General features: G+C 54.5%; 23 protein-coding genes and 1 tRNA gene. 5 read left to right on the forward strand and 19 right to left on the reverse strand.

All coding sequences use genetic code 11. From position 1 onward, the window contains the following. Window positions 1–30: 30 nt before the first annotated feature. From crgA to CKV68_RS06815, 8 genes are all read right to left on the reverse strand, one after another. Window positions 31–300: a cell division protein CrgA gene (gene crgA, locus CKV68_RS06780; protein ID WP_013910453.1), complete on the reverse strand. Its 270-nt coding sequence runs from the start codon at window positions 298–300 to the stop codon at window positions 31–33. Between the two features lie 112 nt (window positions 301–412). After that, window positions 413–2,407, reverse strand: a complete 1,995-nt coding sequence (gene pknB / locus CKV68_RS06785; protein WP_095075869.1) for a Stk1 family PASTA domain-containing Ser/Thr kinase — start codon at window positions 2,405–2,407, stop codon at window positions 413–415. Next, a complete protein-coding gene (locus CKV68_RS06790) occupies window positions 2,404–3,924 on the reverse strand; it encodes a serine/threonine-protein kinase (protein WP_095075870.1) in 1,521 nt (506 codons plus the stop codon). Before CKV68_RS06790 ends, pknB begins: the two co-directional genes overlap by 4 nt. Window positions 3,925–3,931: 7 nt before the next feature. Continuing rightward, entirely contained in the window at window positions 3,932–5,392 is a 1,461-nt protein-coding gene (locus CKV68_RS06795) for a penicillin-binding transpeptidase domain-containing protein (protein ID WP_095075871.1), read from the reverse strand. Continuing rightward, the gene (locus CKV68_RS06800) at window positions 5,389–6,762 is read right to left on the reverse strand and encodes an FtsW/RodA/SpoVE family cell cycle protein (protein ID WP_013910457.1); all 1,374 of its coding nucleotides are present in this window, start codon (window positions 6,760–6,762) and stop codon (window positions 5,389–5,391) included. The genes CKV68_RS06795 and CKV68_RS06800 overlap by 4 nt, the downstream gene beginning before the upstream one ends. Further along, complete coding sequence (locus CKV68_RS06805; RefSeq protein WP_095075872.1) at window positions 6,763–8,274, reverse strand: PP2C family protein-serine/threonine phosphatase; 1,512 nt, start codon at window positions 8,272–8,274, stop codon at window positions 6,763–6,765. It abuts the gene before it with no gap. Next, window positions 8,274–8,753: an FHA domain-containing protein FhaB/FipA gene (locus tag CKV68_RS06810; RefSeq protein WP_013910459.1), complete on the reverse strand. Its 480-nt coding sequence runs from the start codon at window positions 8,751–8,753 to the stop codon at window positions 8,274–8,276. Before CKV68_RS06810 ends, CKV68_RS06805 begins: the two co-directional genes overlap by 1 nt. Before the next feature lie 76 nt (window positions 8,754–8,829). Continuing rightward, window positions 8,830–9,777, reverse strand: a complete 948-nt coding sequence (locus CKV68_RS06815) for a DUF3662 and FHA domain-containing protein (RefSeq protein ID WP_095075873.1) — start codon at window positions 9,775–9,777, stop codon at window positions 8,830–8,832. Window positions 9,778–10,132: 355 nt separating this feature from the next. Here CKV68_RS06815 and CKV68_RS06820 point away from each other — a divergent pair. The 5 genes from CKV68_RS06820 (at window position 10,133) to CKV68_RS11285 (ending at window position 14,688) form a co-directional block, all read left to right on the forward strand. Further along, window positions 10,133–10,216, forward strand: a tRNA-Leu gene (locus CKV68_RS06820). A 170-nt stretch (window positions 10,217–10,386) separates the two neighbouring features. Then, on the forward strand, window positions 10,387–11,340 hold the full coding sequence (locus CKV68_RS06825) for an AAA family ATPase (RefSeq protein WP_095075874.1): 954 nt from the start codon (window positions 10,387–10,389) through the stop codon (window positions 11,338–11,340). A gap of 5 nt (window positions 11,341–11,345) precedes the next feature. Then, window positions 11,346–13,406 (forward strand): S8 family peptidase, encoded by a 2,061-nt coding sequence (locus CKV68_RS06830; RefSeq protein ID WP_145955125.1) that lies wholly within the window; start codon window positions 11,346–11,348, stop codon window positions 13,404–13,406. Beyond that, entirely contained in the window at window positions 13,403–13,909 is a 507-nt protein-coding gene (locus tag CKV68_RS06835; RefSeq protein WP_095075876.1) for a hypothetical protein, read from the forward strand. Before CKV68_RS06830 ends, CKV68_RS06835 begins: the two co-directional genes overlap by 4 nt. 638 nt (window positions 13,910–14,547) lie before the next feature. After that, entirely contained in the window at window positions 14,548–14,688 is a 141-nt protein-coding gene (locus tag CKV68_RS11285) for a hypothetical protein (RefSeq protein ID WP_167376972.1), read from the forward strand. 493 nt (window positions 14,689–15,181) lie between these two features. On the opposite strand, the gene CKV68_RS06845 is transcribed toward CKV68_RS11285, so the two are convergent. The 11 genes from CKV68_RS06845 to CKV68_RS06895 form a co-directional block, all read right to left on the reverse strand. Next, window positions 15,182–15,895, reverse strand: a complete 714-nt coding sequence (locus CKV68_RS06845) for a CPBP family intramembrane glutamic endopeptidase (RefSeq protein WP_095075878.1) — start codon at window positions 15,893–15,895, stop codon at window positions 15,182–15,184. A gap of 27 nt (window positions 15,896–15,922) precedes the next feature. Beyond that, entirely contained in the window at window positions 15,923–16,765 is an 843-nt protein-coding gene (locus CKV68_RS06850) for a sulfurtransferase (protein ID WP_095075879.1), read from the reverse strand. 93 nt (window positions 16,766–16,858) lie between these two features. Next, the gene (locus tag CKV68_RS06855) at window positions 16,859–17,389 is read right to left on the reverse strand and encodes a DUF2812 domain-containing protein (RefSeq protein WP_095075880.1); all 531 of its coding nucleotides are present in this window, start codon (window positions 17,387–17,389) and stop codon (window positions 16,859–16,861) included. Then, complete coding sequence (locus tag CKV68_RS06860; RefSeq protein ID WP_013910473.1) at window positions 17,386–17,709, reverse strand: PadR family transcriptional regulator; 324 nt, start codon at window positions 17,707–17,709, stop codon at window positions 17,386–17,388. The genes CKV68_RS06855 and CKV68_RS06860 overlap by 4 nt, the downstream gene beginning before the upstream one ends. Window positions 17,710–17,932: 223 nt before the next feature. Beyond that, window positions 17,933–18,931: an ABC transporter substrate-binding protein gene (locus CKV68_RS06865; RefSeq protein ID WP_095075881.1), complete on the reverse strand. Its 999-nt coding sequence runs from the start codon at window positions 18,929–18,931 to the stop codon at window positions 17,933–17,935. Between the two features lie 9 nt (window positions 18,932–18,940). Continuing rightward, window positions 18,941–19,711, reverse strand: a complete 771-nt coding sequence (locus tag CKV68_RS06870) for an ABC transporter ATP-binding protein (RefSeq protein WP_038617192.1) — start codon at window positions 19,709–19,711, stop codon at window positions 18,941–18,943. Next, window positions 19,708–20,832, reverse strand: coding sequence for a FecCD family ABC transporter permease (locus CKV68_RS06875; RefSeq protein WP_095075882.1), 1,125 nt, complete (start codon window positions 20,830–20,832; stop codon window positions 19,708–19,710). Before CKV68_RS06875 ends, CKV68_RS06870 begins: the two co-directional genes overlap by 4 nt. 83 nt (window positions 20,833–20,915) lie before the next feature. After that, entirely contained in the window at window positions 20,916–22,298 is a 1,383-nt protein-coding gene (locus tag CKV68_RS06880; RefSeq protein ID WP_095075883.1) for a magnesium transporter, read from the reverse strand. 407 nt (window positions 22,299–22,705) lie between these two features. Beyond that, the gene (locus tag CKV68_RS06885; RefSeq protein ID WP_095075884.1) at window positions 22,706–24,304 is read right to left on the reverse strand and encodes an alpha-amylase family glycosyl hydrolase; all 1,599 of its coding nucleotides are present in this window, start codon (window positions 24,302–24,304) and stop codon (window positions 22,706–22,708) included. Window positions 24,305–24,351: 47 nt separating this feature from the next. Then, complete coding sequence (locus tag CKV68_RS06890) at window positions 24,352–25,824, reverse strand: ABC-2 transporter permease (protein WP_095075885.1); 1,473 nt, start codon at window positions 25,822–25,824, stop codon at window positions 24,352–24,354. Then, the gene (locus CKV68_RS06895; RefSeq protein WP_014525118.1) at window positions 25,824–26,531 is read right to left on the reverse strand and encodes an ABC transporter ATP-binding protein; all 708 of its coding nucleotides are present in this window, start codon (window positions 26,529–26,531) and stop codon (window positions 25,824–25,826) included. Before CKV68_RS06895 ends, CKV68_RS06890 begins: the two co-directional genes overlap by 1 nt. Window positions 26,532–26,539 lie beyond the last annotated feature (8 nt).

Consider the following 26,539-nt stretch of genomic DNA (forward strand, 5'->3'; position numbering starts at 1 on the left):
CGCGATATGCCTAAAGACTAAGCGGGGAGACTAGCGCCAGCCCATAGTCATGAGCAGTCCCACGATAAACAGGCCAAAGCCGATGCCGTAGTTCCATGCGCCAAGAGACATCATGAAGGCAATGTCTTCACCTGCGAGGTAGTTGACAATAAGCCACAGCAGACCGGCCAAGATAAGGCCGAACATGATGGTTTTGTACCACACGGGGGTTCCAGTGGAGTTGATCTTCACCGGGGTGCGGTTGGCAGTAGAGCTCGACGCAAAAGGAGCGGAGCTCTGGGTGATCTTTGACTTTGGCATAATGCACCTTTGTATGTCTGTATATCGTTGGTGTGGCCCACAGGCCACGTAATGGAACTAATCTATCAGCTTTGGGTGGACTTACCAGTCCTGCGCGTAGGTATCAGAGATACTAGCGCGGGTTGGTAAGAGCCGAGAGGCTGAATTCATAGAGATGAATTTCTATCGGGGCGTCTTTGCGTAGCGGTGTGCCGGTAGTCGGCACCTGGGACGCGATCAAATTCTGATCAGACAAAGACACCGTAGGCACTCGTTCACCTTGCGTGAGTTTAGATGCAGTTCCTGTCCATCCTGCAGCGTTGAGTGCTCTCACAGCATCAGCGACGGTGAGCCGGGTGATGTTGGGGACATTAAACATCTGGCCGTTGGACACCTTGACTGTGACCGTTGATCCTTTAGGTATCTCAGTGCCTTCGTCTGAGACACCAACAACGGTACCGGCTGGCTCGGGAGCGTCGACCGTGCGTACATCAGGGACAAATCCCAAGGATGTGAGGTTGCCTTCTGCCTGATCCCACTTCATACCCGTCACTACTGGGACGCGGACGTTTTGCACTCCGGTAGACACAGTGATGACCACTTTTGAGCCTCGGGAAACCTGTGAGCCCGCACTTGGTGTCTGCTCTATGATTTCCCCGTTGGGAACACTATCTGAGCTTTCCTCGCGTACCGTCGAATCCAGCTGAAGGCCGGCTTCTTCAAGAATCTTCGCGGCATCCGCGGTGTTCTTGCGTGCAAGATCAGGGACTTCCGTGACTTCCTTACCAGAAGAGACGACTACCGTGACAGTGGTGTTCTTTTGTACTGAGGATCCGCTGGTGGGGTTTGTCCTAATGACTTTTCCTCGCGGAACATCTGGGTTCGCCTCTTCGATCACATTGACCTGTAGGCCAAGCTGTTCTAGCTGGTTCACAGCATCTTGTTGAGAAGACTTTTCCAGCTTAGGAATGTTCACAAGAGATCTATTCTTACTGCTATTGCTCACAAAATCATAGGCAAAAGCGCCACCTACACCAAGAACTAGCACCGCAAGAACCGCGAGAACGGCCTTCATCGCCTTGCTCATGCCGGAACGCTCTTCTCCCGCAGCATGAGCCGGGCCAGCAAAAGCAGAGTGCTCGTATCCGTCGACCTCTGCGTGAGGCGCTGCTGATGCGGGACCCGGCTGATCAAGCTGGGTAATCGGGACGATGGTGGTGGGATTAGGCTCCTGGCTGATCAGACTCGCTGGAGAAACATAGTGGCGGGCAGCTTCTGTTACTGCATGGCGAGCTAAGCGCTCGAGATCCGCACCCATGTCCATAGCCGTTTGATAACGATCACCGGGGTGTTTTGCCATCGCAGTAAGAACGACAGCATCCACGTTGACTGCAGCAGTGGGGGTGAGATCAGAAACAAACTCGCTGGGTTTTGCCGGATCCTCTTGGACGTGCTGATATGCGACGGCGAAAGGCGTTTCCCCTTCAAAAGGAGGACGTCCCGTAAGCGTCTCATAAAGCACGCAGCCCAGTGCGTAGACATCGGAGCGAGCGTCGGCAAGCTTGCCACGGGCTTGTTCTGGGGACAGATACTGGGCGGTGCCGATCACTGCGGAGGTCTGGGTCATGGCGCTGGTGGCGTCGTCAAGCGCACGGGCGATGCCGAAGTCCATGATTTTTACAGTGCCGGTATTGGTGATCATCACGTTCGCGGGCTTAATGTCGCGGTGGATAATCCCAGCGTCATGGCTAAATTGCAGCGCCTGGCATACCGGAAGCAAGGTTTGTGCGGCTTCCGTCGGAGAAAGCGGCCCGTCTTCCCTCACGATGTCGCGGAGGGTCCGGCCGTGCACGCGTTCCATCACAATATAAGGCGTGCTGATGCCAGCGCGTTCGGTCTCACCAGTGTCATACACCGCAACGATCGCGGGGTGATTCAACTTGCCGGAGTTTTGGGCTTCTCGACGGAACCGCTCGCGGAAGTTTACATCGCGCGCAAGGTCCGCGCGCAGCATCTTTATCGCGACTTCGCGGCCAAGGAGGGTATCGGTGGCAGAGTACACCTCTGACATTCCACCCGTGCCGATGACCTCACCAAGCTCATAGCGGCCAGCAATCACATCGTTCATGGGGCACCTCCTTGTTCTGGGGCATTAAGACTGTTCAGTAGATCGGTGATGGGGTCGGAACCGTTTCCGCGCGTTGGAGTGGGAGCCGGATTGCGATGAGTAGAAGGGATCTGGGATCCCTCGTTGAGGTCTACAGTCGGCGCCGTCCGAGGGTTATCCGTAGACGGAAGCGGAACAACAGACTCCGAGGCATCAGGAAACTCCGATGGCTCGCTGGTCGGCGTAGGAGTCTCCTGCGGGCGCTGGATTGGCCGCGGTTCTTCCCGAATCGTAGGCGTTTCCGTTACCGTTGCGGTAATCGTCTCAGGGTTAACCGAACTACTGGGTTGGTCGCTTCCACCCATCACATCACCAAAAAGACCCTGGCTAGTAGCCCATATGCCAGCGCCAAACAATGCTGCGAGGAGAACCCCCACAGCAAGGCCAGTGCCTACCCCGCTGGAACTCTTTTTATTTTCTTCCGGTGGGATCGTGGCAGGAGCCGCATTATAACCAGTGCGCGGTCCCGCTACCTGGCCGGCGGCAACAGTCTGTGGAACCTCCCCGGTCGCTGGGATGACAGTGGTGGGCTGTGCCGTTTGACCTAACGCGTGCGTTGACGCGGTAGGCGTGGGCTCGGGTGCTATCTGCTGAAGCTGTGCTGACTGTGGTTGTGGCGGCCGTTGCCCCATGCGGGTTGCAGATACTGCCAGTGCAAGCTCATTGCCATCGGCATATCGGTGCGCTGGGTCTTTACGCAAAGCGATACCGATGAGTTCGCGCGCCGGGGCTGAAACCGTAGTAGGCAGAGCCGGCGGTGCCTGATTGATGTGGGCGATAGCCACTGAGACAGAAGAATCACCAGTGAAAGGACGCGCGCCAGCGAGCATCTCATACCCGACAACACCCAGGGAATATACATCAGAGGCTTCGGTGACGTCTTTGCCTTGGGCCTGTTCCGGCGAGACGTACTGCGCAGTTCCCACCACCATGCCCGTGCGGGTCAGTGGGACAGCCGCCGCGGCCTTAGCTATACCAAAATCGGTGATTTTTACTTGGCCATTCTGAGTAATCAGGAGGTTTCCGGGCTTAATATCCCGGTGAACCATGCCCATCCTATGGATGATGGACAAGCCATGAGCTGCTTGTTCAAGGACGTCGAGGGCAAGGTGCTCGTCGAGGCTGCCTTTGCGCGCCAGCATGTCTGCGAGGGATTCACCACGCACATACTCCATGACGATGAAGCACAGCGTCCGGCCAGAGGGGTCGGTGAGTTCGCGGTAATCAAAAGTTTGTACAACGTTTTCTGAGAGGATGTTCTCGCTGGCTAGCGCCTCATTACGAAAGCGGGAGAGAAACTCGTTGTTGTCAGAAAACTCGGGGCGCAGAACTTTGACAGCCACCTCGCGCTGGTTACGGGTGTCGTCGGCAAGCCATACCGTAGACATGCCGCCGGTACCCACGACCCACTGGAGACGATAATCGTCGCCGATGAGGGCCTGGAGCGCGGGATCTGGAGAATTGTAATCTGTGCTCATGTCCGTCCTATCTCTGCGCACCATGTGCTGCTTGAGCCGCTGCGATCACTGCCCGGCCAATCGGGGCAGCCACTGAGCCACCAGTTGCTGCTTGACCAGCCGAACCACCATTTTTTACCACCACGGCCACGGCAACATCGGCGTTAACAGAGGGGCCAAAAGCGATATACCAGGCGTGTGGGTTGGAGTTTCGGGAATCCTCACCGTGTTCGGCAGTACCCGTCTTGGAGGCGATGTCCGCTCCTGTGTATCCCGCTGTATGACGCTCTGAAAGCCTCATGAGTTCGGTGAGCGTTGTGCTTACTTGAGGCGTTATCGCTTGATTGAGCTCGCGGGGTTTGGTCTCAGAAATCGTCTTCAAATCGTGGCCGACGATCTTGGATACCAGGTGTGGCTCCATCCGCTTGCCCCCATTGGCCACTGTCGCAGCAACGACTGCATTTTGCAGAACAGACATCGCTACGTCTTTTTGTCCGATCGCGGACTGTCCACGAGCTGCGGCGGAGGAAATATCTCCAATCGTTCCGCGTGCCATACCGATGCCGAGGTCGTAGGAATCCCCGACGCCAAAAGCGTTGGCTGCTTCCTGCAGCTTCTCAGCTCCTGTATCGATGCCCATCTGAACAAAGGCCGTGTTACAGGACAGCTGGAAGGCCGTAGCCAGGGTGACTTCATTGGAACCGGCGCACGTTTGACCAGCGTAGTTCTCCAATGTTGCCGTGGTTCCCGGAAGCGTGATTTGAGACTGGCCAGTGAGCTTGGAGTCTGGGCCATATCCGGCGTTGAGACCCGCAGCGGCCGTGATCACTTTGAATGTGGAGCCAGGTGGCAGGATCTCCTGGGTCGCATGGTTGAGAAGCGGGTTTCCCGGATCGGCATTGAGCGCTGCCCATGTAGATTCTGCAGTCGCGGGATCGACGATTGCCTCAGAGTTGAAACTTGGGGTAGACGCCATGGCTAGGACCTCGCCAGTAGAGGGGCGCAGCGCTACTACGGCGCCCTCATAGCCAGCGTTAGCCAACTGGCTGTATGCCACCTCTTGCACACTAGGAATCAGCGTGAGCTCTACGTTAGCGCCTTTATGCTCTTTGCCTAGGATATCGTCCCACCAACGCGAGAATCCCAGAGAATCATCCGTTCCGTTGAGGATCCCGTTGTAGCTCGACTCCAAGCCCGCAGCTCCATAGATATCGGATAGATATCCCTGCACAGGGCCGTAAGCGATGGGATTGGTGACGTAACGGCGCTGGTAGTAGCCATTTTCATCTTTATAGGACTCAGCTAGTACTTGACCTCCGGCGGAAATTTGGCCGCGGGCCTGCGACTTTGCCTCGATGAAGGCACGCCGGTTGTAAGGACTCTGCGCATACTTTTCTTGGCTAAAGCCTTGGATCCTGGTCAGATTCACCAGGAGAACCAGAATGAGAAGAAGAGCGAAGACGCTGGTAAAATGGATTGATCGGTTCATCGTTGAGCCTCCTCGCTAACAACTGACCTACGTCCAGCGGAAGACCCATCCTGAGTAGCAGCTCCCACAGCACCAGACTGTGCGGAGTGCGCCGAATGAGAGATCCGCAGGATCAGCCCAAGGAGGATGTAGTTAGCCATGAGGCTGGAACCGCCTTGGGACATAAACGGTGTGGTCAAACCGGTCATCGGCATCAGAGCTGTGATACCGGCGGTCACCACGAATACCTGAATAGCGATGGTGAGGGAGAGTCCAGAGGCAACGAGTTTTCCGTAAGAATCGCGGGCACGCAATGCCGTGCGGAAACCACGGGTAACAAAGATTGCAAAGAGAACCAGAATGGCTGCCAGCCCTACGAGCCCGATCTCCTCGCCAATAGCGGCAAGGATGAAGTCAGACTCTGCGACTGGGATGAGATTTGGATGGCCTTGTCCAAGACCTGAACCGGCGACCCCGCCGGAGGAAAGCCCGAACAAAGACTGCGAGAGCTGATATCCCGTGCCATTGAAGTTGGCCAGGGGGTCCCTAAAGTTGGTGACGCGGGATTGGATCTTGGAAGAGATCTGGTACAGCGCGGTTCCACCGATACCCACGAGCATGGCGCCGATCAGGAGCCATGAGACGCGGTTGGTGGCCAGGTAGAGCATGCCTAATACTGTGCTGAACAGCAGGAGTGCTGGGCCAAAGTCATTTTCTCCGGCCATCACCAGGATGGCAAAGAACCATACTGCCAAGATAGGTCCGAGGTCGCGTAGTCGAGGGAACTCGAGACCAAAGAGCCGGTAGCCTGCCACATTGAACAGTGCTCGTTTGTTCACTAATAGTTGTGCGAAGAAGAGCAGCAGCAGAATCTTGGAAAACTCGCCAGGCTGGACGGAGAAAGGCCCGATAGAGATCCAGATATTCGCGTCGGCGTTCATCTTGGTGGGCCATACGAGCGGCAGTGCAAGAAGCACAAGTCCAAGAAGCCCCAGGATGTAGGAATAACGGGAGAGTATTCGATGATCGCGAATCACGACGAGCACCACGATCATCAAAATGATGGCCACGAGTGTCCATATAACCTGCCGGCTAGCCAATGATTTTCCGCTGGCTAGGTCCAGCCTATAAACGGTGACGAGCCCGAGTCCATTAAGCACACTGGCCACGGGGAGCATGAGCTGGTCTGCATGGGGAGCCGTGAAACAAATGGCGAGGTGCGCAATGGTGAAGACCCCGATGAATCCACCGATCACCCACAACGTTTCCGTGGTTACTTTGAGGCCTTGCGCCATGTTCAGATTGATCAGGGTGACCCCGATCAGGACGGTGGCTAGGACAAGCAGCCCGAACTCGATGCGTCGTGAGGCAAGACGTTGAGCAAAAGACATCTACTTCACCTCTCTACAGGTCACTCCGGGAGTGGAGAGATCGCCCGGCTCTGGCATTGTGCTTGGCACTGCCCCCTGTTGCTCCTGGGGAGCAGCAGGATTGGCCTCCGCGTTCGGAGGCGTGCCATCAGGGACCTGGTCTTCGGGTTTTTTCTCCTCCGGTTTAACTACTGCCTCGCGGGTGATGCACACAGGCAACAGCTGTTTTGCTAGCTGTTGCACTTGTTGTTGCACATCGTTGTAGTTACCCTCCGGCAGGCTAGCGACGGAACTGCGCGCGGACTCGGTGAGATCTTTGAGCCGGAAGCGCTGGCAGGCGTCATGAGAATCTGCGGGGATGAGGGTGAGATCGCCGCTGGAATTGAGACAGGCGTATTGGTAGGTGGAATGTAATGGTTTGCCAAAGAGATCAAGATTGACGCCTCGTTCAATCACGATGGCGTTTTCTAGACCCTCTTCATTAGCCGTGGTCACGTAATAGTTGTTATCTATCGTGGTCTTTGCCCACCAGCCACCGGCTATAACTGCGCCAATCACAAGAAGTGCGATGATAGCGGCCCAAAATTTACCGCGCCCGCTTTTCTTTTCGCCATTGGTGGGCGCCTCGTTAGGGGCTGCGGCATCGGTCTGATGCGCGGTAGGCGCGTGTGCATCGCGCGCCGGGATGGTTTGAGGTTGGCGTGCCGCGATTGCCATGGCAGCCCGCCCCGCGGACGTATCCGGTCGGGGGTCTTCTGGCTGTTCTCCATTCAAAGCCCCTGCCGTCATAGGAACCACGGGAAGGTCTTGGTCGTCGCTGGGACCTTCCACAATGTCTGCAACCACCACGGTGACGTTATCCGGGCCGCCGGAACGCAGCGCTAGGTCCACGAGCTTGCGTGCGACTTCAGCGGGTGTTCCCTGGGTAATGGCGGTTTCTATGGTCGAGTGAGTGACCGGATCGGAGAGGCCGTCGGAGCACAGCAAGAGGCGGTCGCCGGCGCGCGCCTCCAGCATGGTGAGCGTGGGTTCGACGGGACGGCCCGTGTAGGCCTTGAGGATCATGGAACGCTGTGGGTGCGTGGAGACGTCCTCGGGGGAGAGTTCGCCTTTGTCCACGAGAGACTGCACATACGTGTCATCCACAGTGATCTGCTCAAGCTTGCCGTCGCGATAGCGGTAGCCGCGCGAGTCGCCGACGTGGCACATTGCCAGGTCGGTCCCGTTGAACATGATCGCGGTGAGCGTGGTGCCCATGCCGTTGGTGGCCGGTTCATCCCGCACACCTTGTGCGATCGCCCGGTTAGCGTCGTCGGCGCCCGATGCAAGCAGCGCGAGCATATCGTTGTCGTCGGGGCTGGCGTCGAGTGGCATGAGGTGCTTGATCATCAGCTGCGATGCCACCTCGCCGGCTGCGTGGCCGCCCATGCCGTCGGCAAGCGCAATGAGGTGAGGACCCGCATACGCCGAGTCCTCGTTGTTACCTCGTACGAGGCCTCGGTCGGAGGCCACCGCATAATTAAGTCTGAGCATTAAGCAACCAACCTCACCGTTGTACGCCCGATTTTAATGTCACTACCAGTGCTAATCTTCTCCGGTTGGTCAATGCGATAACCGCCCACAAATGTGCCGTTGCGGGAATCCAAGTCCTCCGCAAACCACTCGTTGCCGCGCTTGATCAAACGGGCATGGCGTGCCGACGCATAATCGTCGCCCACAACAAACGTGCACTCCTTGGCCCGGCCCAACGTAATTTCATCCAGCGAACCCAAATCCAGGCGCGAGCCCATCAGCGGTCCCTCAACGATCACGATCTGTCGCGGCGTGCCACCTCGCTTTGTAGGCTTGCCGACGCTCACCGCGCCAGGAATAGCGGGCGCAGCTACGGGGGCACCACTCGACTGCGAGGCCACCTTGGCGTCTTTACGTTGGATCCACAGCGCAAGCAGGATCAGCAGCCATAAGAGCACCAGTAGAGCGATGCGCAAGCTGAAAACAATAACGGATTCCACGAGGAGCTCCTTATAAACCTAGCTTTTGTCCTGTGAGCAATGCGCCGGCCGCCGGAAACGACCGGAGTGGGGGAGGTTAATAGTACGTGGGATGAACAATACGGACTTCAATGTGGGAATGTCCTACGGTGATCACGTCGCCGTCTTCCAACAACCAATTGTCAATGGGAGTGTCGTTGACAGTCGTGCCGTTTGTGGACTGTAGATCCGTAAGGATGGCATCGTGCCCATTCCACGTAATCTCTGCGTGCTGTCGGGAGACACCGGTATCAGGAAGACGGAAATCAGCGTCGTTGCTACGGCCAATAATGTTGGACCCCTCATGGACTAAGTAGGTCCGAGAGGAACCATCCTGCAACAACAAGCTCACCGTTGGAGTAGCCGGTGCTGCCGGAGGAACTGGAACCTCCGTATGGATAGCCTCGGGGGCCTGCGCCGTAAGGTACTCGGTGCGGGGCTCCTGGGGGAACTGCGGCGACTGATAGTGCTGCACGACGTCCTCGCTTTCATCGTCCGGGTAAGAATAGGAATCCCACTGCGATTCCTCGGAGTCCGTATTATCTGCTTCCTCTATATCGTCTGCATCAACGGAATCGGGCGCGGCATAAGAATCAACTCCTTGGAAGCCGCTATAACCCGTGGGAGTTGGATCAACACTTGAAAAGGCACGTAATTGGCCTGTCCGTAAACCTGACTCAACGGCAATGGTTACCACAACAGGGCCCACGCACGTCCAGCCTTTATTACGGGTGTAACGGCTCATCTGATCTGCGAAATCATCAGCCAGCGAAGGATAACGCTGCGAAAGATTAGCCAGATCCTTGGGGCTTACACCAATGTGAAAAACATTGGGCGCCTCGACGTCACCCTCATACGTACGGACTAGATTGTCCTCGGCCTCCTGCTTGAGCAGCTCCTCGATCTCCGCAGGAACCACCTTGCCGCCAAAGACGAAGGCGAAGCCATTGTCCAAGCCACGCTGCATAGCGCTATCCAGCCTGGCCACCTTGTCCATCAAAGACATTGAGTCATCGCCTCCTTAAAAATGCATAGTCCTTACGTACTTACTCGCTACCCGTGATTTCACCATCCACATTGCCTTAGCTCCAGGACTAGAGCCTGGGGTGCAGTTGCCGTACTGACGACAGAAGAGATGACTTCTGAGCGTAGCCTTGGCATTTGCATGTGAAAAGCTGAGATCACGTGCCCACGGGCACACGATGCAACCAAGTATAGGGGGCAAAGGGGTGCTTACCCTAGCCGTGTGCCAAGGAAATGCCCATGTGTGACACACAAAATGCGCTAAAGACGTGCTTGTTTGCTACTGACGGGTAATTTTGTGATATGTTTGACCGGTCGCAATTATTGCTTCACCACCTGCCCAGGTGGCGGAATTGGCAGACGCGCTGGCTTCAGGTGCCAGTGTTCGCAAGGACGTGGGGGTTCAAGTCCCCCCCTGGGCACAAAGAGCGGTTTTTAACCGCTGAGACCGGAGGTCACACACTCTTGTGGGGTGTGGGGGCTCCGGTTTTTGGTTTTCACCATCAAGAAGCAACTTCTAAATGACTCTTTTTAACTTGAGTTATGGCAGAATTGATCTAGTTGTCTTTGAGGAGTAAAGGGAGGTGCCTCAGTGTCTGGAAAACAGATAGCAGCAATGGTGAGAAGCCATGCGCAAAATGATGGTACCCGTCTTTACAACCTAGCTCTCCAAGCTGCTGCGCGAGAAGCAAAACAGGGGCATACTCGCATTGCACAAGAGATTAAAGACGCTGTTGAAATCGCTAAGCAGAGCAATGTTCAAAATGTAGTCAGGCTGCCGAATGCGTTAGATGATTTTTATGACATCGTTGACACTCGACAGCCTGACAATAAACTAAGTCAGATGGTTCTTTCTTCGGCAATTCGCGACGGATTGGCTCGCGTGTTATCCGAGCAGAGGCAACGCGATTTACTTGAAGCACATGGATTGAAACCTGCACACAAGCTCTTGTTCGTAGGTCCTCCAGGTACCGGAAAAACCCTTACTGCAGCGACTATTGCTGGTGAACTTCGAATTCCCCTTTTTAACGTCAGAATCGATGGGTTGTTGGGCAAGCATCTAGGTGACACTTCAAACAATCTTCGTACTGTGTTTGATGCGATGGCAGTAGTTCGGGGAGTGTATTTTTTTGATGAATTTGATGCTTTGGCTGCTGACAGGGCAGGAAATGATATCGGAGAGGCCCGACGAATTCTTAATAGTCTGTTGACTATGGTTGAGGAAGCTCCCTCGTCAGCGATCGTCGTTGCGGCAACCAATCATGAGCAGTTACTAGACCAGGCGGTGTCTCGTCGTTTTGATTCAGTGATCCACTACGAAATTCCTGATCGAGAGCAGGTTATTGAGGTAATCTACAATCGATTATTTGGAAGAATCAACAAAGAGGACCTGTACGCCTTACTTTCGGAGCTTGAGGGGAAAAGCCAGGCCGAAATAGTGCGCATTGCGGAACATGCAGCTAAGACTGCAGTCCTCGCCGGAAAACAGGCAGTCACAGAAAGTGACATGAGGGATGCTATTCAAGCCTTACACGGAAGGACCTAGCTGTAGTGTCGAAGATTCCGAGGCTTCCTCACTTTGACGTACAGGGAATTAGTAAAATCCACCCTAAACATGTCAATTCTGCGAGGACAAAGACTCGGCCTGAAGGCGAGCGGACAAGGCCTGATGTTCTTAAAGCTCAGCTTATGGCGTTATCTACAGAGTTTGAACAACGTAGGTTGAGCTACTCACCAATAGATAATGAGTCGGTTGCTGGTGCAGGTAGAATAGTTGTTTTGGTAAACAAGTCTGCTTCTCAATGTCCGCTACCGGTAGAAAAATTCCGAACGGTAAATCGGAGAAAATCGTCTGGGGAAGTAAGCATATTACGAGAGGTTGTTTCGCAAACCCTTGACCGTGAGACAGACACTGAACAGATTGTGCTTTGGATTGCTGAATCTGGATTTGATGAATTCACAAAACATTTTGGCCAGTATATCGAGTCGTGGGAACAACACCTTTCTTTAACTGACGCCTTGGACCAGAAGGTTAAGCTTCAGGCGCATTACAGTTCAGTAGATACTATACGGGCAGCTAATCTCGAAGATCTCTGGACTGGAGGGGATCTACCAAGACTGAAATCTCGTGTGTGGCTTGAAATGTGGTTTTTGGTTGCAGCTCCAGAGGATTTGCCGAAAGTAGAGACTCAAATGCGGAATTTGTGCCAACGCTTTAGCATTGAACTCCGGGACCGGATGATTCATTTTAGACATCGTTTGGTCGCATGGGTGCACACGTCGATTGAAGATTTGCAGCCCTTACTTCACTTCGGACTTCCCTTTGCTGAAATCCGGAGAGCACGTTTCTTTGAATCAAGCGCCGATTTAAATCCTGCTGAGCAAGGAGAGTACATTAACGACGCTCGAGAACGACTAATTGAAGCTGCCCCTGAAGCGCCCGTAGTAACGCTTTTGGATTCGGGCGTAAATCGCGGTCATGAATTATTGCGTGATTCGTTGGACAATGATTCGATCTATACGATTTATGAATCTGGTACAAAAGAAGATATTTATGAAAATGAAGGTCACGGAACTTTAATAGCTGGATTAGTACTTTTTGGAGACAAGTTTGAAGAATTTCTAGAATCCACGCGGACGATTGCATTGAGCCACAGATTAGAGTCAGTTCGAATGCTTCCAACTGAGTGCGAGGCAAGAGACTCAATGCGGGACTATGGAACCGCGCAGACCGATGCAGTAGCTTTGCCGGAGATTGATTTTCCGAACCGTCAACGGGTATTTTGCCTTACTCTGACCGATCTGGATGAAGAAAAAACACTTGGACAACCCAGTCTGTGGTCGACGACGTTAGATGCGCTAGCTTTTGGGTCTGATGTGTCGACTGGTGAAGATGATTCGGTCAGTCTTCTGACTAGTCCTGAGGAAGCGACTCCCCGTCTATTCATAGTTGCAGCGGGTAATGTCCGAGGGCAACAACTGAGTTCGCGTACCAACTATGATGAATCAATATTCACTATTCAAGATCCGGGTCAAACCTGGAACGGACTTACAGTTGGTGCGTTTACGGACTTAGATTCGCAACCACTGGATCCAGATTTCGAGGATTGGCAAGTAATTGCTGATGCTGGTGAAATTTCTCCCTTTAGTCGAACTTCTGTTCAATTTGAAGGGCAGTGGCCTATAAAACCAGATATCTGCATGGAGGGAGGAAATGTTCTTGTAAGCCCAAGTGGTACCGATTTTCATGACAAGTACTCTGGCTTAAGTCTTTGTTCCACTTCAAAGACAGGAAGAATAGGACTTGCTAACGCAACTAGTGCCGCTACCGGTCAAGCATCACGACTGGCAGCGATGATCGCAGCCCAATATCCGCAATATTGGCCGGAGACAATCCGTGGTTTGCTTGTTCATCGTGCAGAGTGGACTGGTGCAATGAACGCTGAACTGCGCCAAGGTAGTTTGTCTAAGGAACAAAAGGTTCGCCTTCTGCGTAAATTTGGCTGGGGTTGCCCTACTGAAGAACGAGTGCTCTACGACGATTTGTCTAATCCGTTGATGATAATTCAGGGTGCGATGTTTCCTTACGACGGAGACAGCAAAAAAGCATGAAACATCTCGTCAATCACGAACTGCCATGGCCGAGTGAAGTCCTTGAACAATTAGGGGAGACTGAGGTTCGTCTTCGTGTAACACTCTCATACTTCATTGAGCCGAATGGTGCCCATTTTTCGAAAAAAGACAGGTTTATGTATGCTTCGCACGCACTACGGTTTGACCTTCAAAACTCTACGGAGAGTCAAGAGGAGTTTCTTCAGCGTTGCGCAACTTCGGCGAAAGTAAACGGTGGTAACTGGTTAATTGGCCCACAGAAGCGAGTCCGCGGATCCCTCATACAAGATGAGTGGGTGGGCACTGGAGCGGAGCTAGCAGCCTGCAACAATATCGTTGTCTCGCCTGCCGCTGGATGGTGGAAATACAGCAAGGATCCTATATATGTGCATCCTCAAGTGCGATATTCACTGTTAGTCTCACTTAGCGTTGATGCAGAAGTTGACTTATATACGCCGATCAAGGCTCAGCTATCTACACCCATTACAGTCGAAGCTAATTGAGGATTTCTGTAAGCGGTTAGTCTACGTTTATTTAAGATATTTTCGTCAGCAAGAGCCTAAATTCGACTTAAGTGGCTCATGATTTCTAACTGCAGGGGTCTTTAAAGTGTGCTTTCTATCTAGGAGCGTTGAATAAGTTCATCGAACGAACTGACCTTGGCAATATCGGACTCGTAAGCGATGAGATAGGCCCATGATTGACCGTCGAAGCGATCATGCACACTGCCTTTTCAGCCGCTTCCTGTTTTAACTGGACGGTCTCGTCGGTGCGTTCGCGTTCGCTCTTGCCCTCGATTATCCAGTAGGTACCCTCGAGGACTACGAAGTCCGGGACATATGGGTTGCGTGGCGTGTAGGCAACGCTGGCCTCATCACTGCCATAAATTAAATTCGTTTCCACCACACGACCTTGGAGAGTCGGGGTTGAAGAGTTCAGCTAGGTGGTACTCGGCCGAGAAAGCAACTGTGAACAGAGACTTTCTCCAATCACCGTAGTATTCGTCACGCTGGAATCCAGTGGATTGTGTAGTCGAATTAGCATCTGTCTCTAAACGGTCGAGGACCTGTTTGTTTGGCTGCAGGGCGTACTCATCTCGGATGGGCAAGGTGGCTGGGTGACATAAGTCCGCCTCACGATTGTGGACTCAACTCGAGCCTTCTCAGCACGCACCAACCCCAAGATCTCCTCTGCAGCAGATGCCTTGGACTTCTCCACCCATTTGCTCAATCCCGGCGTACTTCATGAATTTCGGCACATGCTTGCGGTCAACTGCCTTTGATATTGGTTTACAATCGGCATTGCTTTGGATTGGGTTGCTACAAGGCAATCAGGTGAGGTTTGAGATTTTTCTACTTGGGGTTTGGGTGTGTGAAAATTCGGGCCTTTTATTTTAGCCTTTGGGTGCGCTCTTGTAGTCCTGCTAGTTGGCCTGGTTTCGTGGACGCCTCACAAAGAGCAGTTTTGAACCACTGAGACCGGAGGTCACACACTCTTGTGGGGTGTGTGGGCTCCGTTTTGGTTTTCCGGGGAAAGCCTAGTGTCACGGAGTCCCTATCTGATTGTCGTTTTTGAGAACGCTAGCCTGCACATGTCTGATAAAACTGCAGGTTGTAATTTTTAGTGTTCTCAAAAATGACAATGCTAAGACGCATTGGTTGATTTGTAGCGCTGTCACATAGATTATGCGTGCGAGTTTTCAGGGTGCATAACAGCAGTGAGATCGCGTAGAAAACTCCCCACAAGACAACCGCGAATCGCTATCCCGCTCTGACTCACACGCTTAGCGCAATGATCGTCACCAGGGCATTGTTGGCTGCGTGGATGATAAACGGTGCCCACATCGTAGAAAACCACAGTCTGGCGAGCACCAGCGAGATCCCTAAGAAGACTACGTACACCATGATCGCTGGTGAGATGTGGATCAGAGTGAATGCCAGCACTACGAGAAGGGACGCAAGCTGTATCGGAATTTTAGTGGTTAGCCAGTCGAGGAGGATGCGTCGGAAGATTACTTCTTCAAAGAAGGGGACAATGAGGATGGTTCCTGCGAGTAAGACGATGGCGGCAATGGGGCCAAGGTGGAACCCCGTTGCGGTGCCGCCAGCTTCTTTGGGTGATAGTCCTAGTGACGTTCCGATGATCGCTGCGTTGATGCCGCCGATCATGACGGTCAAAGGGAACCACCACGTAAGATGCCAGAGCGATCTGGTCGGAGGTATAAATCCGAGTTCTCGTCGTCCCCAGTTGCATCGTCGAATGAAGCCTAGGTAGAAGATCGCAATCCCTAGCAACAATGCCCCGAGCATGCCGCCGACAACAATAAAGTCGGCTACCGGCGCCTGGATGCGCTTAGCCGCAAAACCGGCGGAAAATCCTCCGGCTGCAGCACCTGCCACGATGCCGATTAGCAGGGCTATTGCCCATAACGCATGCACTGCGTGAGGAGCTGGCGAGATTCCTGCGTATCGGGTTTGGGCTTGGCTCATGTGAGTTTCCCTTCCATTCATAAGGTTTTACGCTGTTACGGGCAGGTCGCCGGGGCGTCCCCATTCGCTCCATGAGCCGTCGTATACTGCGAGTTCCTCGTATCCGGCGAGCGTGGCGGCGAGGGTGATGACGCAAGCGGTGACGCCTGATCCGCAGGACGTGATGATTCTTTGTTTGTTGCCCAAGGCTTCGGAGAAGACCTCGCGAAGCTGCTGTGGGGGAAGCATCAGGTTGTTGTTTTGGACAGTCGTAAAAGGGATGTTGATGGCGCCGGGCATGTGTCCGGGGCGGAGCCCTTTGCGCGGTTCGGGTGCAAGCCCGAGGAATCGTTCGTGGGAGCGTGCGTCGATGACGGCGGTGGGGGCGTCGTCAAGCAAGGAAAGCACGTGTTGTGCCGTGACAAAGTAGTCCGGTTGAAAGCGCGTGGTCACTGTTCCGGGTTCGGCCGGGGCACTGGGGTGCGCCTCTGTGGGGAATCCGTGTGCTTGCCAGGTGGGGAGTCCGTGTGCTTGCCAGGTGGGGAGTCCGCCGTCGAGTACTGCGACATTGGGCAGCCCCATGGACTTCAGCATCCACCAGCCGCGGGGTGCGGAATAGATGCCTTGGTTGTCGTAGATGATGACGATGGAATCATCGTTGACCCCCAGCGCCCGCAGCTGCCGTTCGCACTCCGCTTCTGAAATCATGGTGTGCGGCACACCGCTGGTGAGGTCGGAAAATGCGCCGTCGATGTCCATAATCTTTGCCCCGGGTATGTACTCGGAGTGGGAGACGGGAGTAGGGGCGAGGCTGATGCTGGCATCGAGGATCACTACATCTGTGCGTCCTAGATGCTGGTTGAGCCATTCTGCGGTGACAAGGGGGTACATGTGTTCTCCTGCCGAGGGGGTGCCGTTCGCTTGCATGACACTGACTAAGATACGCCCCGCTCGGCTTGACCACGCTTGTCGACGCCGCCCGCCTCAAGCAAACGACTGCGGTGTGGGGAGCCTGAATCGGTGCCAGCAGAAACCCAGAAGCGGCATCACGGTGTACACCACAGGGACGAGCGTTGCCGCCATTATCAGGGGATTAGCCCAGGAGGGTAGCTGCACGTGCGTGATGAGGAAAACGGCGGCAATAAAGACTGCCAGGGTTAGTGCGCTGTAGCGGGAGAAAATCTTTATTTGACGGGTGAGTTCCTCGTGCTTGGATTCGAGGCTGGTGTGGGCCGGGGTGGTGCCAGGTGGCGCCTTGAAAATATGAATGTCACTTGCGCTGAGGACGTGCGTCCAGCCGGCCGCGGTGAAAATATCGTAGAAATCTTTGTGGGGATTGCGCTCGTAGACGAGGTCAAAAGTGGCCTGCTCGGGTTCTCCGTCGGTGAAGGTCCATCCGTGTCCAGCAAGCCCAACTCCGGCGAGGTGCTTTCCTTTCGCCGCCATGCGGGTGAACATTTCTAGATCTTTGTTGGGGGAGAAGGCGAGTCCGCTTCCTAGTCGGGTGGTGTTCATGATGTCTCCAAAATTGAGTCGGCCATAGCGATGAGTTGGCGGCGACGTTCGAGATTGGCGGTGAGAACTTCGTGTCCGTGGGGGGTGATGTGGTAGATGCGGCGGTTCTCTTCGGTGTCTACTTCGGTGATAAGGCTGGCTGCGGTGAGTTTTTTCAGCGTGGTGTACAGGGAAGCGGGGCCGATGTCGATGTGGCCGTGGCTTGCGTCGTGAAGAAACTGCATTACCGCGTAACCATGGCGGGGCTTTGTGAGGGCTAAGAGGATGTGAACGGCGGCGTCGCTGAGGTTGCCGCTATCAAACCCGGAGCTGCGGGCCACGATGTCTCCTTTCATTGCATCGAATATATCGTTAAATAATATATATCATTAAATGATAGTGCTGTCTATGGAAAAGCTCCCCGAGGAGTTCGAGGGAGCTGACGTGCCCCCGGAAAATTGTCGTTTTTGAGAACGGTAGAAAACGTGTCCTGGGGGTTTAGGGATCCGATAGGCGCTAGCGTTCTCAAAAACGACACAGTAGGGGGTTATTGTGCGTGATGGCCTATTTAAACGCGCCGGGGTAGAGCTGGCTGGCGATGTGCTTCACAGCTTTAACGTTTCCTTGTGTTCCGGGGAACATATCGGACGTGGACACTGAGATGATGCGGTTGTCGCGGACTGCAGGCATGTCCGGGAACGTCTTGGTCAGGTAGTCGCGCGTAGATTTTTCATGGTCTGCGTCATAAGCCGCAAAGACGATGGCCTCGGGGTTCTCGGCCGCAAGTGCCTCGGGGGTTAACGTTGAGGCAAAGAAATCGGAAAAGTTCTTCTGGTCTGGAGTGAAGACGTTGTCTGCTCCGGCGCGCTTGAGGATGTCATATTCAATGCCAGCGCCGATGGCTTGGAGAGTGTCGCCTTCCATGTAGATCTGCGCGACGCGTAGTTTCTTTTGGTCTTTCAGCGCTTTTTCTACGCCTTCGAGCTCGGCTTTGTCTTTATCAATCATCTTCTGAGCCTCTTCTTGCACCCCAAAAATGGTTCCCAGGTTGGTGAGGTCAGTGAAGAGGTCAGAAACCTCGCCTGTCATGCGTCGGTCCTCGCAGCCGCCAGTGGCAACATAGGCGGCGGCGCCAGCTTCTTTGAGCTGCTCTATGCTGGCAAACCCCTGTTTAGCGGAGAACTCATAGGTGGTGGGTGAGTAAACAAAGTCCGGTTTAACCGCAAGGAGTTCTTCGCGACTTGGGGGCATTACGCCGCCGATGGTGGGGATGTTTTTTGCCTTATCCACGACATCATCGGGCAAGGCCTGCGCTTTCGCCTGAGCTTGTCCAACGATCTTTTCCGTCAGTCCTAGGCGGATCAGCAGCTCTGTCTGCGCTGGATGCATACCCACGAGGGCCTCGGGTGCTTTATCAAAGCTCAGTTCCCGACCGCAGTTGGATATGGTCACGGCTTTGGCTGCTGAGCTGGTGGACGTTTCTGGCGCTGTTACGGAAGAACCACAAGCCGTGAGCAGCAGCGCTGTGGAGGTTACAACGATGAGGGAGCGAGAGATACGCATTAAATATCCTTAAAGGCTGGAGGAAAGGGGAGTAAACGCGAGAACGGGATCTACTGGCCCTGGGAGTAGGTGGGCGTTGATGGCAAAGGTCTCGCGGATGAGTTCTGGTGTGAGAACGTGTGAAGGGGTGCCCATGGCCACCACTGATCCCTGTTTGAGGAGGAGTATCCGGTCGCAATACTGCATTGCAAGATTCAGGTCGTGCAGTGCTGCAATGACTGTGCCACCACGAGAAGCCACGGTGGACATGAGCTCATGTTGGTGGCTGATGTCGAGGTGGTTGCTGGGTTCGTCGAGAAGCAAAGCCGGGGTGCGCTGGGCAAGCGCGCGGGCGAGGAGCACCCGTTGTCGCTGGCCGCCGGACAGCGTGGAGACCATGCGGTCCGCGAGCTTTACGACGTCGGTGGCGTGCATCGCCTCCTCCACGATGTGGACGTCCTCGCCGGTATCTCGGCCCAGAATCGAATGATGCGGGGCGCGCCCCAACATCACTGTCTCTTCAACGGTTAAATCGAAATCGGTGGGAGAATCCTGCAACATGACCGCCACGCGCCGGGCAACCTCGCGATGGGAAAGCGTGCGAACATCCTCACCTCCTAGTCGTACGGTTCCTGATGCGGGGTTAAGGCTGCGGTATACGGTGCGAAGAAGCGTGGACTTGCCTGAACCGTTTGGCCCCACCAGCCCGAGGATCTGGCCAGATTCCGCGGAAGCGCTGACTTGATCAACGACAGTTCGGCCGGATAATTCCACGCTCACGCAATCAAATTGGATGTTCATCGGCCATACCCCGCCTTCTCTGCGCCGCCTTGTCGCATAAGCCACAGGAAGAAGGGCGCACCCACAAAAGCGGTGAGGATGCCCAGCGGAACCTCTGTGGGGTGCGCGATTGTGCGAGCTAGTAGATCTGCTGCCATAAGAAATGCCATGCCGCCCAGTACTGTTACGGGAATCATTCGGCGGTGATCCGCGCCCACCGCGATGCGCGCGATATGAGGAACAACAAGGCCAACAAATCCGATGCCGCCGGCAACGGCCACCACTGTCCCCGTGAGGACCGATGCTATGACCAAAAGAAGTGCGCGAAGTTTCGTCGCATTCACGCCTAAGGACATGGCAGATTCGTCGCCGGTCATAAGTACATTGAGATGCCTTGCCAACACGTAGGTCACTACGAGTGAAACAAGAAGCGCGACCAACGGTGCCACCACGCTGCTTAACGACGCCGCCGACACCGATCCCAACAGGAAGAACATCACGCTCACCACATTCTGCGCGCTGGTGGAAATGGTGAGATAGCTTGTTATGGCACTCAATAGTGTGCCTAAAGCGACGCCTGCCAGAATCATGCGCGTGGGGGAAAGTGAGCCATCTTTCCTCGCCAGGAGCGAGACTGCGATGCATGCGCATAGCGCACCTAGGAAGGCGGCGATGTGTAAGGGGAGGCCGCCAAGAGCTGCTGAACCAAAAACGATCACCAGCACGGCCCCCACGCTTGCGCCGGAGGAGACACCGAGGATATAGGGCTCTGCAAGGGGATTACGCACGGTAACCTGCATCAATGCTCCCGCTAGAGCTAGGCCGGCACCCGCAACCCCTGCCAGCAAGGTGCGAGGCAAACGGAATTGCCATACCGCCTGATCTTGCAGGGTGCTAAGGCTGCCATCGCTCATCCACGGCATGTTGGGAACGAGGTGTCCTGTCACTATTTGTGCGGCCTCTAAAAAGCTGACCTTAACGGTCCCGGTTGCTCCGGAAAGGATGAGGAGAATGAGGATTGCACACGTCAGGGCAGCGCAGAGGGCTCGTGTTTTAGCTGCTTGACGTTGGCGGGTGGTTCGTTGATCGCTGGTACCCGCCGGTCTGTTGTTGAGGTGCTTAATCGTGTTTTGGTGGGGCACCTGGACAATATTAAACAGAAATGAATGTCATTTCTAATACTTTTTGGTGTGCCGTACTGATGATCGTGCTGGTGATTGTGGGGTTAGCCTCCCAGAATGACAAGTCGGGCGACGGTGAAATAGATGACAAGTCCTGTGCCGTCGACGATTGTGGAAATCATGGGACCGGATACCACTGCGGGGTCTGCGCCAAGCTTTTTAAGTATGAGCGGAAGGATGGATGCGATCAGCGATGACCACAAGCAAATGCACACCAGGGCAATGGCAACTGTGAAGATGACCGGTTGGATTACGCCTAGGCTCCAAGCGCGAAGCGCCCCTAATGCGCCCATGGCTAGTCCCAGCAGCAGGCCTGTTCCCAATTCTTTAGTCAGCACTCGGCCGATGTCGTGGAGTTGCACATTCTCGGTGCTCATTGCTCGAATGAGAGTGGTGGTGATTTGGGTACCGATGTTCCCGCCGGTGCCAATCAGTAAGGGAATGAAAAACGCCAGAGCGACCACTGCTTCTAACTCATCTTGGAAATAGCGCAGGACGGTTCCCGTATACATCTCGGCCAAGAACAATAGCGCCAGCCAGACTATCCGGACCCGCCAAAGCTCTTTTACTGAAGCCTGCCGGTAGGAGACGTCGAGAGGCGAAGCACCGCCCTGGAGAGCGTTGTCCTCCCGCAATTCCGACTCGCGAATGCGCGTGATGGAGTGTCGGGTGATCACCCCAAGGACATGGTCGGCATCTAGAACGGGGACTGAACCAGTGGGAGAGCGCCGGGCCACTTTTACCGCCTGTTCCTGGTCGCTGAGCGGACCGACTGACCAGGTCCTTAGTGTGGCAGCATCGATCATGACGTCCTCAACAGGCGTCTCGTCCGGAGATGTGATGAGCGTTGCCGGGGCAAGCCATCCCACCACGTGCATGTCGGAATCCACGATAAAGATGCCTTCATCTAACGCTGCAGGGGCTTGTCGACACGCCTCCGCAGCTGCCCCCACATCTGAGTGCACGGGAACGTGGATTGCTTCCGGGCGCATCCAGGCACCCGCACATTCCGTGGGCCAGGCAAGTACTTGCGAGAGCACCGCCGAGGTGGACACTGGCAAGGCTGATAGGAGGTCGTCGACAAGCTCGTCGGAACTAATGCCTAGCTGCCGTAGCGTTTGTGCGGCGACATCGGTATCGAGCGTAACGACGAGCTCCGCACACTCCCGTGGTGGTAAAGCTTGCAGGATGCGGGCGGCTGCCTCGGGGCCAAGGGTCGTGAGTAAAACTCTGGCATTCTCTGGGGTTAGGGCTGTGGCCAGCAGGTATAGGTCATCTGTGGAAAGTTCTGCGATAAGCGTGGTTACCGTGCTGTGCGGCATGGCCGCAAACCACTGGGCGGCAGCTTCCGGTGTGTGGGAACGCAGAATGTCCACCATTGAGGAATCTGCTGGTGGTGTAGTTGGTGAAAGATTGACCTGATGCATCGTGATCTCCCTTGTGTGGGTAGAGCAGATTCATCGATGGCGTAAAGCGCGGGTTTATTCCTGCGTGCAAGGCGAATCGATGGACGTATGGGATTGTCCAGGTGTCGTCTGTTGCGCAGGAAGAGGACTCGCACTGGTGTCCATCGATGTCACCTCCTCGGGTAGCTGATGACTTAAATTAAGATCTTTAAAGACCTTTTAATAAAAATAAATATTTCTCAGCCTGTCAATGTTCGATGCATTACATTCAGCAGGTTGTTGTGGGGGTCTACCAAGGCAATGCCTTGCTGTCTTGGTGCACCGTGTGGTTGGTCCTCGCGCCAGGAAAGGCACGAGGACTGAGGCCATGATTAGCCTGAACTGCAACTATGTCCCGCACTGACATGCCCCTGCACCGCGTATATTTTTTACGCCAATTCCACCACTGCTCCCGAGGAAGGCCCTAAGTGCACGGTATTCCCCTCCACTCGGGCGTCGCCGGAACTCACGATGATGGTCGCCGGAGATTCCAGAGTGATGCTATCTGCGGTGTCGCCAGCGTTAAGTGCCACTGCGCAGCGGTTTCCGCCTGAGGATTCTCTGCGATATGCGAGGATTCGGGAGTTATCGTGTGCCCACAGGAAAGAGAAGTCGCTGTCTGCGTGCAGCTCGGGGTGTTCCGATCGCAGCCCGATGAGCTTTTGCACGAAGGGGCGTAACGCCGCGGGGTCCAACATTTGCGAGGCTGCATCCGGGGCATCAGGAGCTGTGTCTTGTGGAAGATACAGCTCTTCTGTTGGTGCGCTGGAGAAACCGCAGTTTTTCTTTGTCGCATCCCACTGCATTGGTGTGCGGGTACCAGTACGTTGGTATCCGCCCTCTTTGGTCGGAATATCGAGGTAGCGCATGCCAATTTCATCGCCGTAGTAGATGAAGGGGACGCCGGGCATGGTCAGCAGAAATATGAAGAAAAGGCGACGCTCGGCATCGGTGAGTCGAGGCGCAAGACGGGGGGTGTCATGATTACAAGAGATCAGGCTGAAGTATCCAAGATCGCGGATCTGCTCATATTGTGGCCAGTATTGGTCGATGAACTCCTGCGGCGAGGTTCCGGATGACTGCTTGAAAAAGCTGAGGTCTTCGCTGCGCCCTAGCGGATCGTCTGTGTTGCGAGCCAAGACGTTATAGCCGTTGTTGCGCCAATCTAGGTAGAAGTCCATGTCAAAGCCGGCCTTAAGTGCTTGAATAGGTTTACCCCATTCTGAAACAAATGCCGCCTCTGGGTAGTCATTGCGGAATCTCGCAAAGATTTTCTGCCACACCTTGATGGTCTCTTGTTTATCTTCACCATCAAATTTGACCAAGGAATCGGCCATGTCTACTCGGAAACCGTCCGCGCCTTTGTCCAACCAGTAGCGCATGATGTTGGCCATCTCTTCTTGGTTAGCTACCGGACCAGGGGCATCAACGCTTTGCTGCCAGGGGCGTGTTTTCTTGTTAAAGCCATAGTTGAGTGCCGGCTGGCTCTTGAAAAAGTTGAGGATATAGGTGCCATTGCGAGGCGCCTCGCCTCCGATGAAGGGGAGGCCGTCGCCGTTATCAAAGGCGTGAGATGTCCAGATGTAGCGATCCGAATACTGGTTGGGCTCCGCTTTGCAGGAATACTGGAACCAGTCGTTCTGCTCACTGGTGTGCCCGGGGACAAGGTCGAGTAGAACCTTAATCCCTCTGGTGTGGGCTTCAGTGAACAGCTTTTCTAGGTCAGCATTGGTGCCGTAGCGAGGTGCGACTGTGTAGTAATCGCGGACGTCGTATCCTGCGTCTTTAAAGGGGGAATCGAAGCAAGGGTTGATCCATAACGCGTTTGCGCCAAGGTCAGCTATGTAATCAAGCTTATCGACGATCCCCTGCACGTCGCCGATTCCATCACCGTTAGAGTCGTAGAAAGTTTGCGGATAGATCTCATAAAAGATCGCCGTTTCAAGCCATGCGGGAGGAGCTGGGAGTCCGTTTCGAGGGTTAAACATGCTTCTCCATTCTACCGACGGTTGTGCTTATAGAAATGGGCAATGGGCTAAATATGGTGCTTTTTGCTTGCGCTGTGAAAGGCCCACCAGGAGCAGCCGCAGAGCAGCACGCTCAGTATAAAAGCCGTGGTAAAGCGCATGGGATCCGCTGAAGCAAGTAATGGCCAGCCGGCTATTCCGATCACCCAGAGTTTGGTGTGCGCAAGAACATCTCCGCCGATTGTGATGGAAAAAACGCACACGATGAGGCTAAGTACTATAGGGGCTGCATTCCCAAACCTCATTACAGCTGCACAGCAACCTGTGGCCAGTGCGCTGCCGATTAAGAGCAACAGCACAATACTGGGGAAAGGAGCCCTCGTGATAGCGGCCACCACGAGCGTAATCACAGACACGATGGCGGTATGCGTAAGAGCGAAGCCGGTATGAGCACGGGGATTGTCCAGTGCGTGTTGGGAATAGACAGGGCGCGTGGCGTACCAGCTCAGTACAGATAGAAATCCGGTGCCCAGTGGCACAAGGAAATAAGAATAGAGCTGCAGAGCTGTGATCTCTGAGTAGATGAAGGCTGTCAGGGTAATAAGCATCACCGTGAGAATGGATAAGGGGTAGACGCCAGTCCGGTGCAAGGAGCGAGCAAAAGCGCCGATTGCTCTGAGGTAGCCGACTGGTTTCCGGTCTGTTCCTTGAGCTATATGTGCAAGGTCGAATGCAGTGTGGTCTTCATCGGTTGTAGTGCGGGTTCGGTCCTGATATTGCCGGTGCTGCGTGAAAAGGCAACGGTGTTTTTCCGCTGTTGGAGAAGCAGGGGAAACCGAGTATGTAAGAACACCGGCTAACACGGCCAAAAGTAGACAGAGCATAAGGCCGAGGGTGGGGGACTCTGTACGCAGGGGAGAGTCTGGTTCCAAGGGAACAGCGTTGATGTGGATATTCATGGGGCGCAGCATGATGCGCAGCGCCCACGCTGGTGGGGAAAAGTACCAGAATTCCTTTTCCGTAGAAATAACCCCTACGATCTGCCATAGCACTGCTATTAGCAAGGTGGGGATAAGCCCTATGACTCTACCGAGAGCACTAAAAAGCCCGAGGGGTCCGAGAGATCCGATCCACGCAAAGAGGATGGCGAGGAATGCTGCGATCGGCGGTGACCCAACCGGAATCATGGGGACAAAAAGCAAGAGCTGTAAAGCTAACGAGGAGATGCATACGAGGAGGAAGCGAGCCAGGCGTAACCGTTGCATCGAGACTGCATGGGTAGGAATTCTGCCTTCCTGAGCAAGTACCTCTCGTCGCTCTGGCAGGGTGGCAATAAGAGCCAGAATGGGCGCCGAAATACCGGTGATATAGAGCGATTGCCAAGCGAACGGTGTGCTTTGAAACCCTTGTCCGCTGGCTAACTGCGAAAGGGTGATATTCATCAGTGCAAGGAAGAGACCGACAAAAGGAAGATAAACCAAAGATGTTCGTCGGGCCTTGATCGCTTCCGCTTTTATATATGCGTTCCACGGTAGCTGCATCAGTGTTCTCCCTTTTCCCCGGTGAGCTGGAAGAATGCTTTCTCAAGATCGCCGTGGTTAGCAAGCGTTGCCGCAGGTCCAGAGAAGAGGGTTGTTCCATGTTTGATCACTGTGATGTCGTGTGCCAGGCGCGCGATCTCCCCGAGTTGGTGAGAGCTGACTATGACGGTGTTTCCCTCAGCAGCCCATCGTTGTAAAAAGGTACGCAGATCTGCGATGCCTTGTGGGTCGAGGCCGTTCTGGGGCTCGTCGAGAAGCAAAATGCGGGGGTTGCCAAGTAGCGCAATAGCCAGCGCCAGACGGGCCTTCATTCCGGTAGAGAAGGTGCGGGTTTTCTTCCTTCCAGTATCCGATAATCCGACTATGGAGAGCACTCGATCTATTTCTGAAGAGGGTAGGCCAAGCAAAGAGCTGTGAACCTGAAGATTTTCACGGGCAGTGAGATGGCTATAAAGTGCTGGCCCGTTGATACTGGCTCCGATGCTGGCCAGGTGTTCCTTACGCAAAGGCTCCCCGAAGATGCGGACGCTACCAGTGCTTATTGGGATAAGACCTAAAAGTGCTTTAAATGTGGTGGATTTTCCGGCACCATTGGGGCCCAGGACGGCGTGAACACGTCCAGGGCTGGCGCTAAAACTTACTGATGAGAGGATGCGAGTACCACGTATATCTACTGCAACGTCTGAGAGCTCCACCGAAGATTCCATACTGTTTA

The organism is Corynebacterium ulcerans, assembly GCF_900187135.1.
Classification (GTDB): domain Bacteria; phylum Actinomycetota; class Actinomycetes; order Mycobacteriales; family Mycobacteriaceae; genus Corynebacterium; species Corynebacterium ulcerans.

Excerpts from the sequence above, each read along its gene's own strand:
- crgA (WP_013910453.1), bottom strand. The coding sequence starts at position 300 with ATGCCAAAGTCAAAGATCACCCAGAGCTCCGCTCCTTTTGCGTCGAGC.
- pknB (WP_095075869.1), bottom strand. The coding sequence starts at position 2,407 with ATGAACGATGTGATTGCTGGCCGCTATGAGCTTGGTGAGGTCATCGGC.
- CKV68_RS06790 (WP_095075870.1), bottom strand. The coding sequence starts at position 3,924 with ATGAGCACAGATTACAATTCTCCAGATCCCGCGCTCCAGGCCCTCATC.
- CKV68_RS06795 (WP_095075871.1), bottom strand. The coding sequence starts at position 5,392 with ATGAACCGATCAATCCATTTTACCAGCGTCTTCGCTCTTCTTCTCATT.
- CKV68_RS06800 (WP_013910457.1), bottom strand. The coding sequence starts at position 6,762 with ATGTCTTTTGCTCAACGTCTTGCCTCACGACGCATCGAGTTCGGGCTG.
- CKV68_RS06805 (WP_095075872.1), bottom strand. The coding sequence starts at position 8,274 with ATGCTCAGACTTAATTATGCGGTGGCCTCCGACCGAGGCCTCGTACGA.
- CKV68_RS06815 (WP_095075873.1), bottom strand. The coding sequence starts at position 9,777 with ATGTCTTTGATGGACAAGGTGGCCAGGCTGGATAGCGCTATGCAGCGT.
- CKV68_RS06835 (WP_095075876.1), top strand. The coding sequence starts at position 13,403 with ATGAAACATCTCGTCAATCACGAACTGCCATGGCCGAGTGAAGTCCTT.
- CKV68_RS06845 (WP_095075878.1), bottom strand. The coding sequence starts at position 15,895 with ATGAGCCAAGCCCAAACCCGATACGCAGGAATCTCGCCAGCTCCTCAC.
- CKV68_RS06850 (WP_095075879.1), bottom strand. The coding sequence starts at position 16,765 with ATGTACCCCCTTGTCACCGCAGAATGGCTCAACCAGCATCTAGGACGC.
- CKV68_RS06855 (WP_095075880.1), bottom strand. The coding sequence starts at position 17,389 with ATGAACACCACCCGACTAGGAAGCGGACTCGCCTTCTCCCCCAACAAA.
- CKV68_RS06865 (WP_095075881.1), bottom strand. The coding sequence starts at position 18,931 with ATGCGTATCTCTCGCTCCCTCATCGTTGTAACCTCCACAGCGCTGCTG.
- CKV68_RS06870 (WP_038617192.1), bottom strand. The coding sequence starts at position 19,711 with ATGAACATCCAATTTGATTGCGTGAGCGTGGAATTATCCGGCCGAACT.
- CKV68_RS06880 (WP_095075883.1), bottom strand. The coding sequence starts at position 22,298 with ATGCATCAGGTCAATCTTTCACCAACTACACCACCAGCAGATTCCTCA.
- CKV68_RS06885 (WP_095075884.1), bottom strand. The coding sequence starts at position 24,304 with ATGTTTAACCCTCGAAACGGACTCCCAGCTCCTCCCGCATGGCTTGAA.
- CKV68_RS06890 (WP_095075885.1), bottom strand. The coding sequence starts at position 25,824 with ATGCAGCTACCGTGGAACGCATATATAAAAGCGGAAGCGATCAAGGCC.
- CKV68_RS06895 (WP_014525118.1), bottom strand. The coding sequence starts at position 26,531 with ATGGAATCTTCGGTGGAGCTCTCAGACGTTGCAGTAGATATACGTGGT.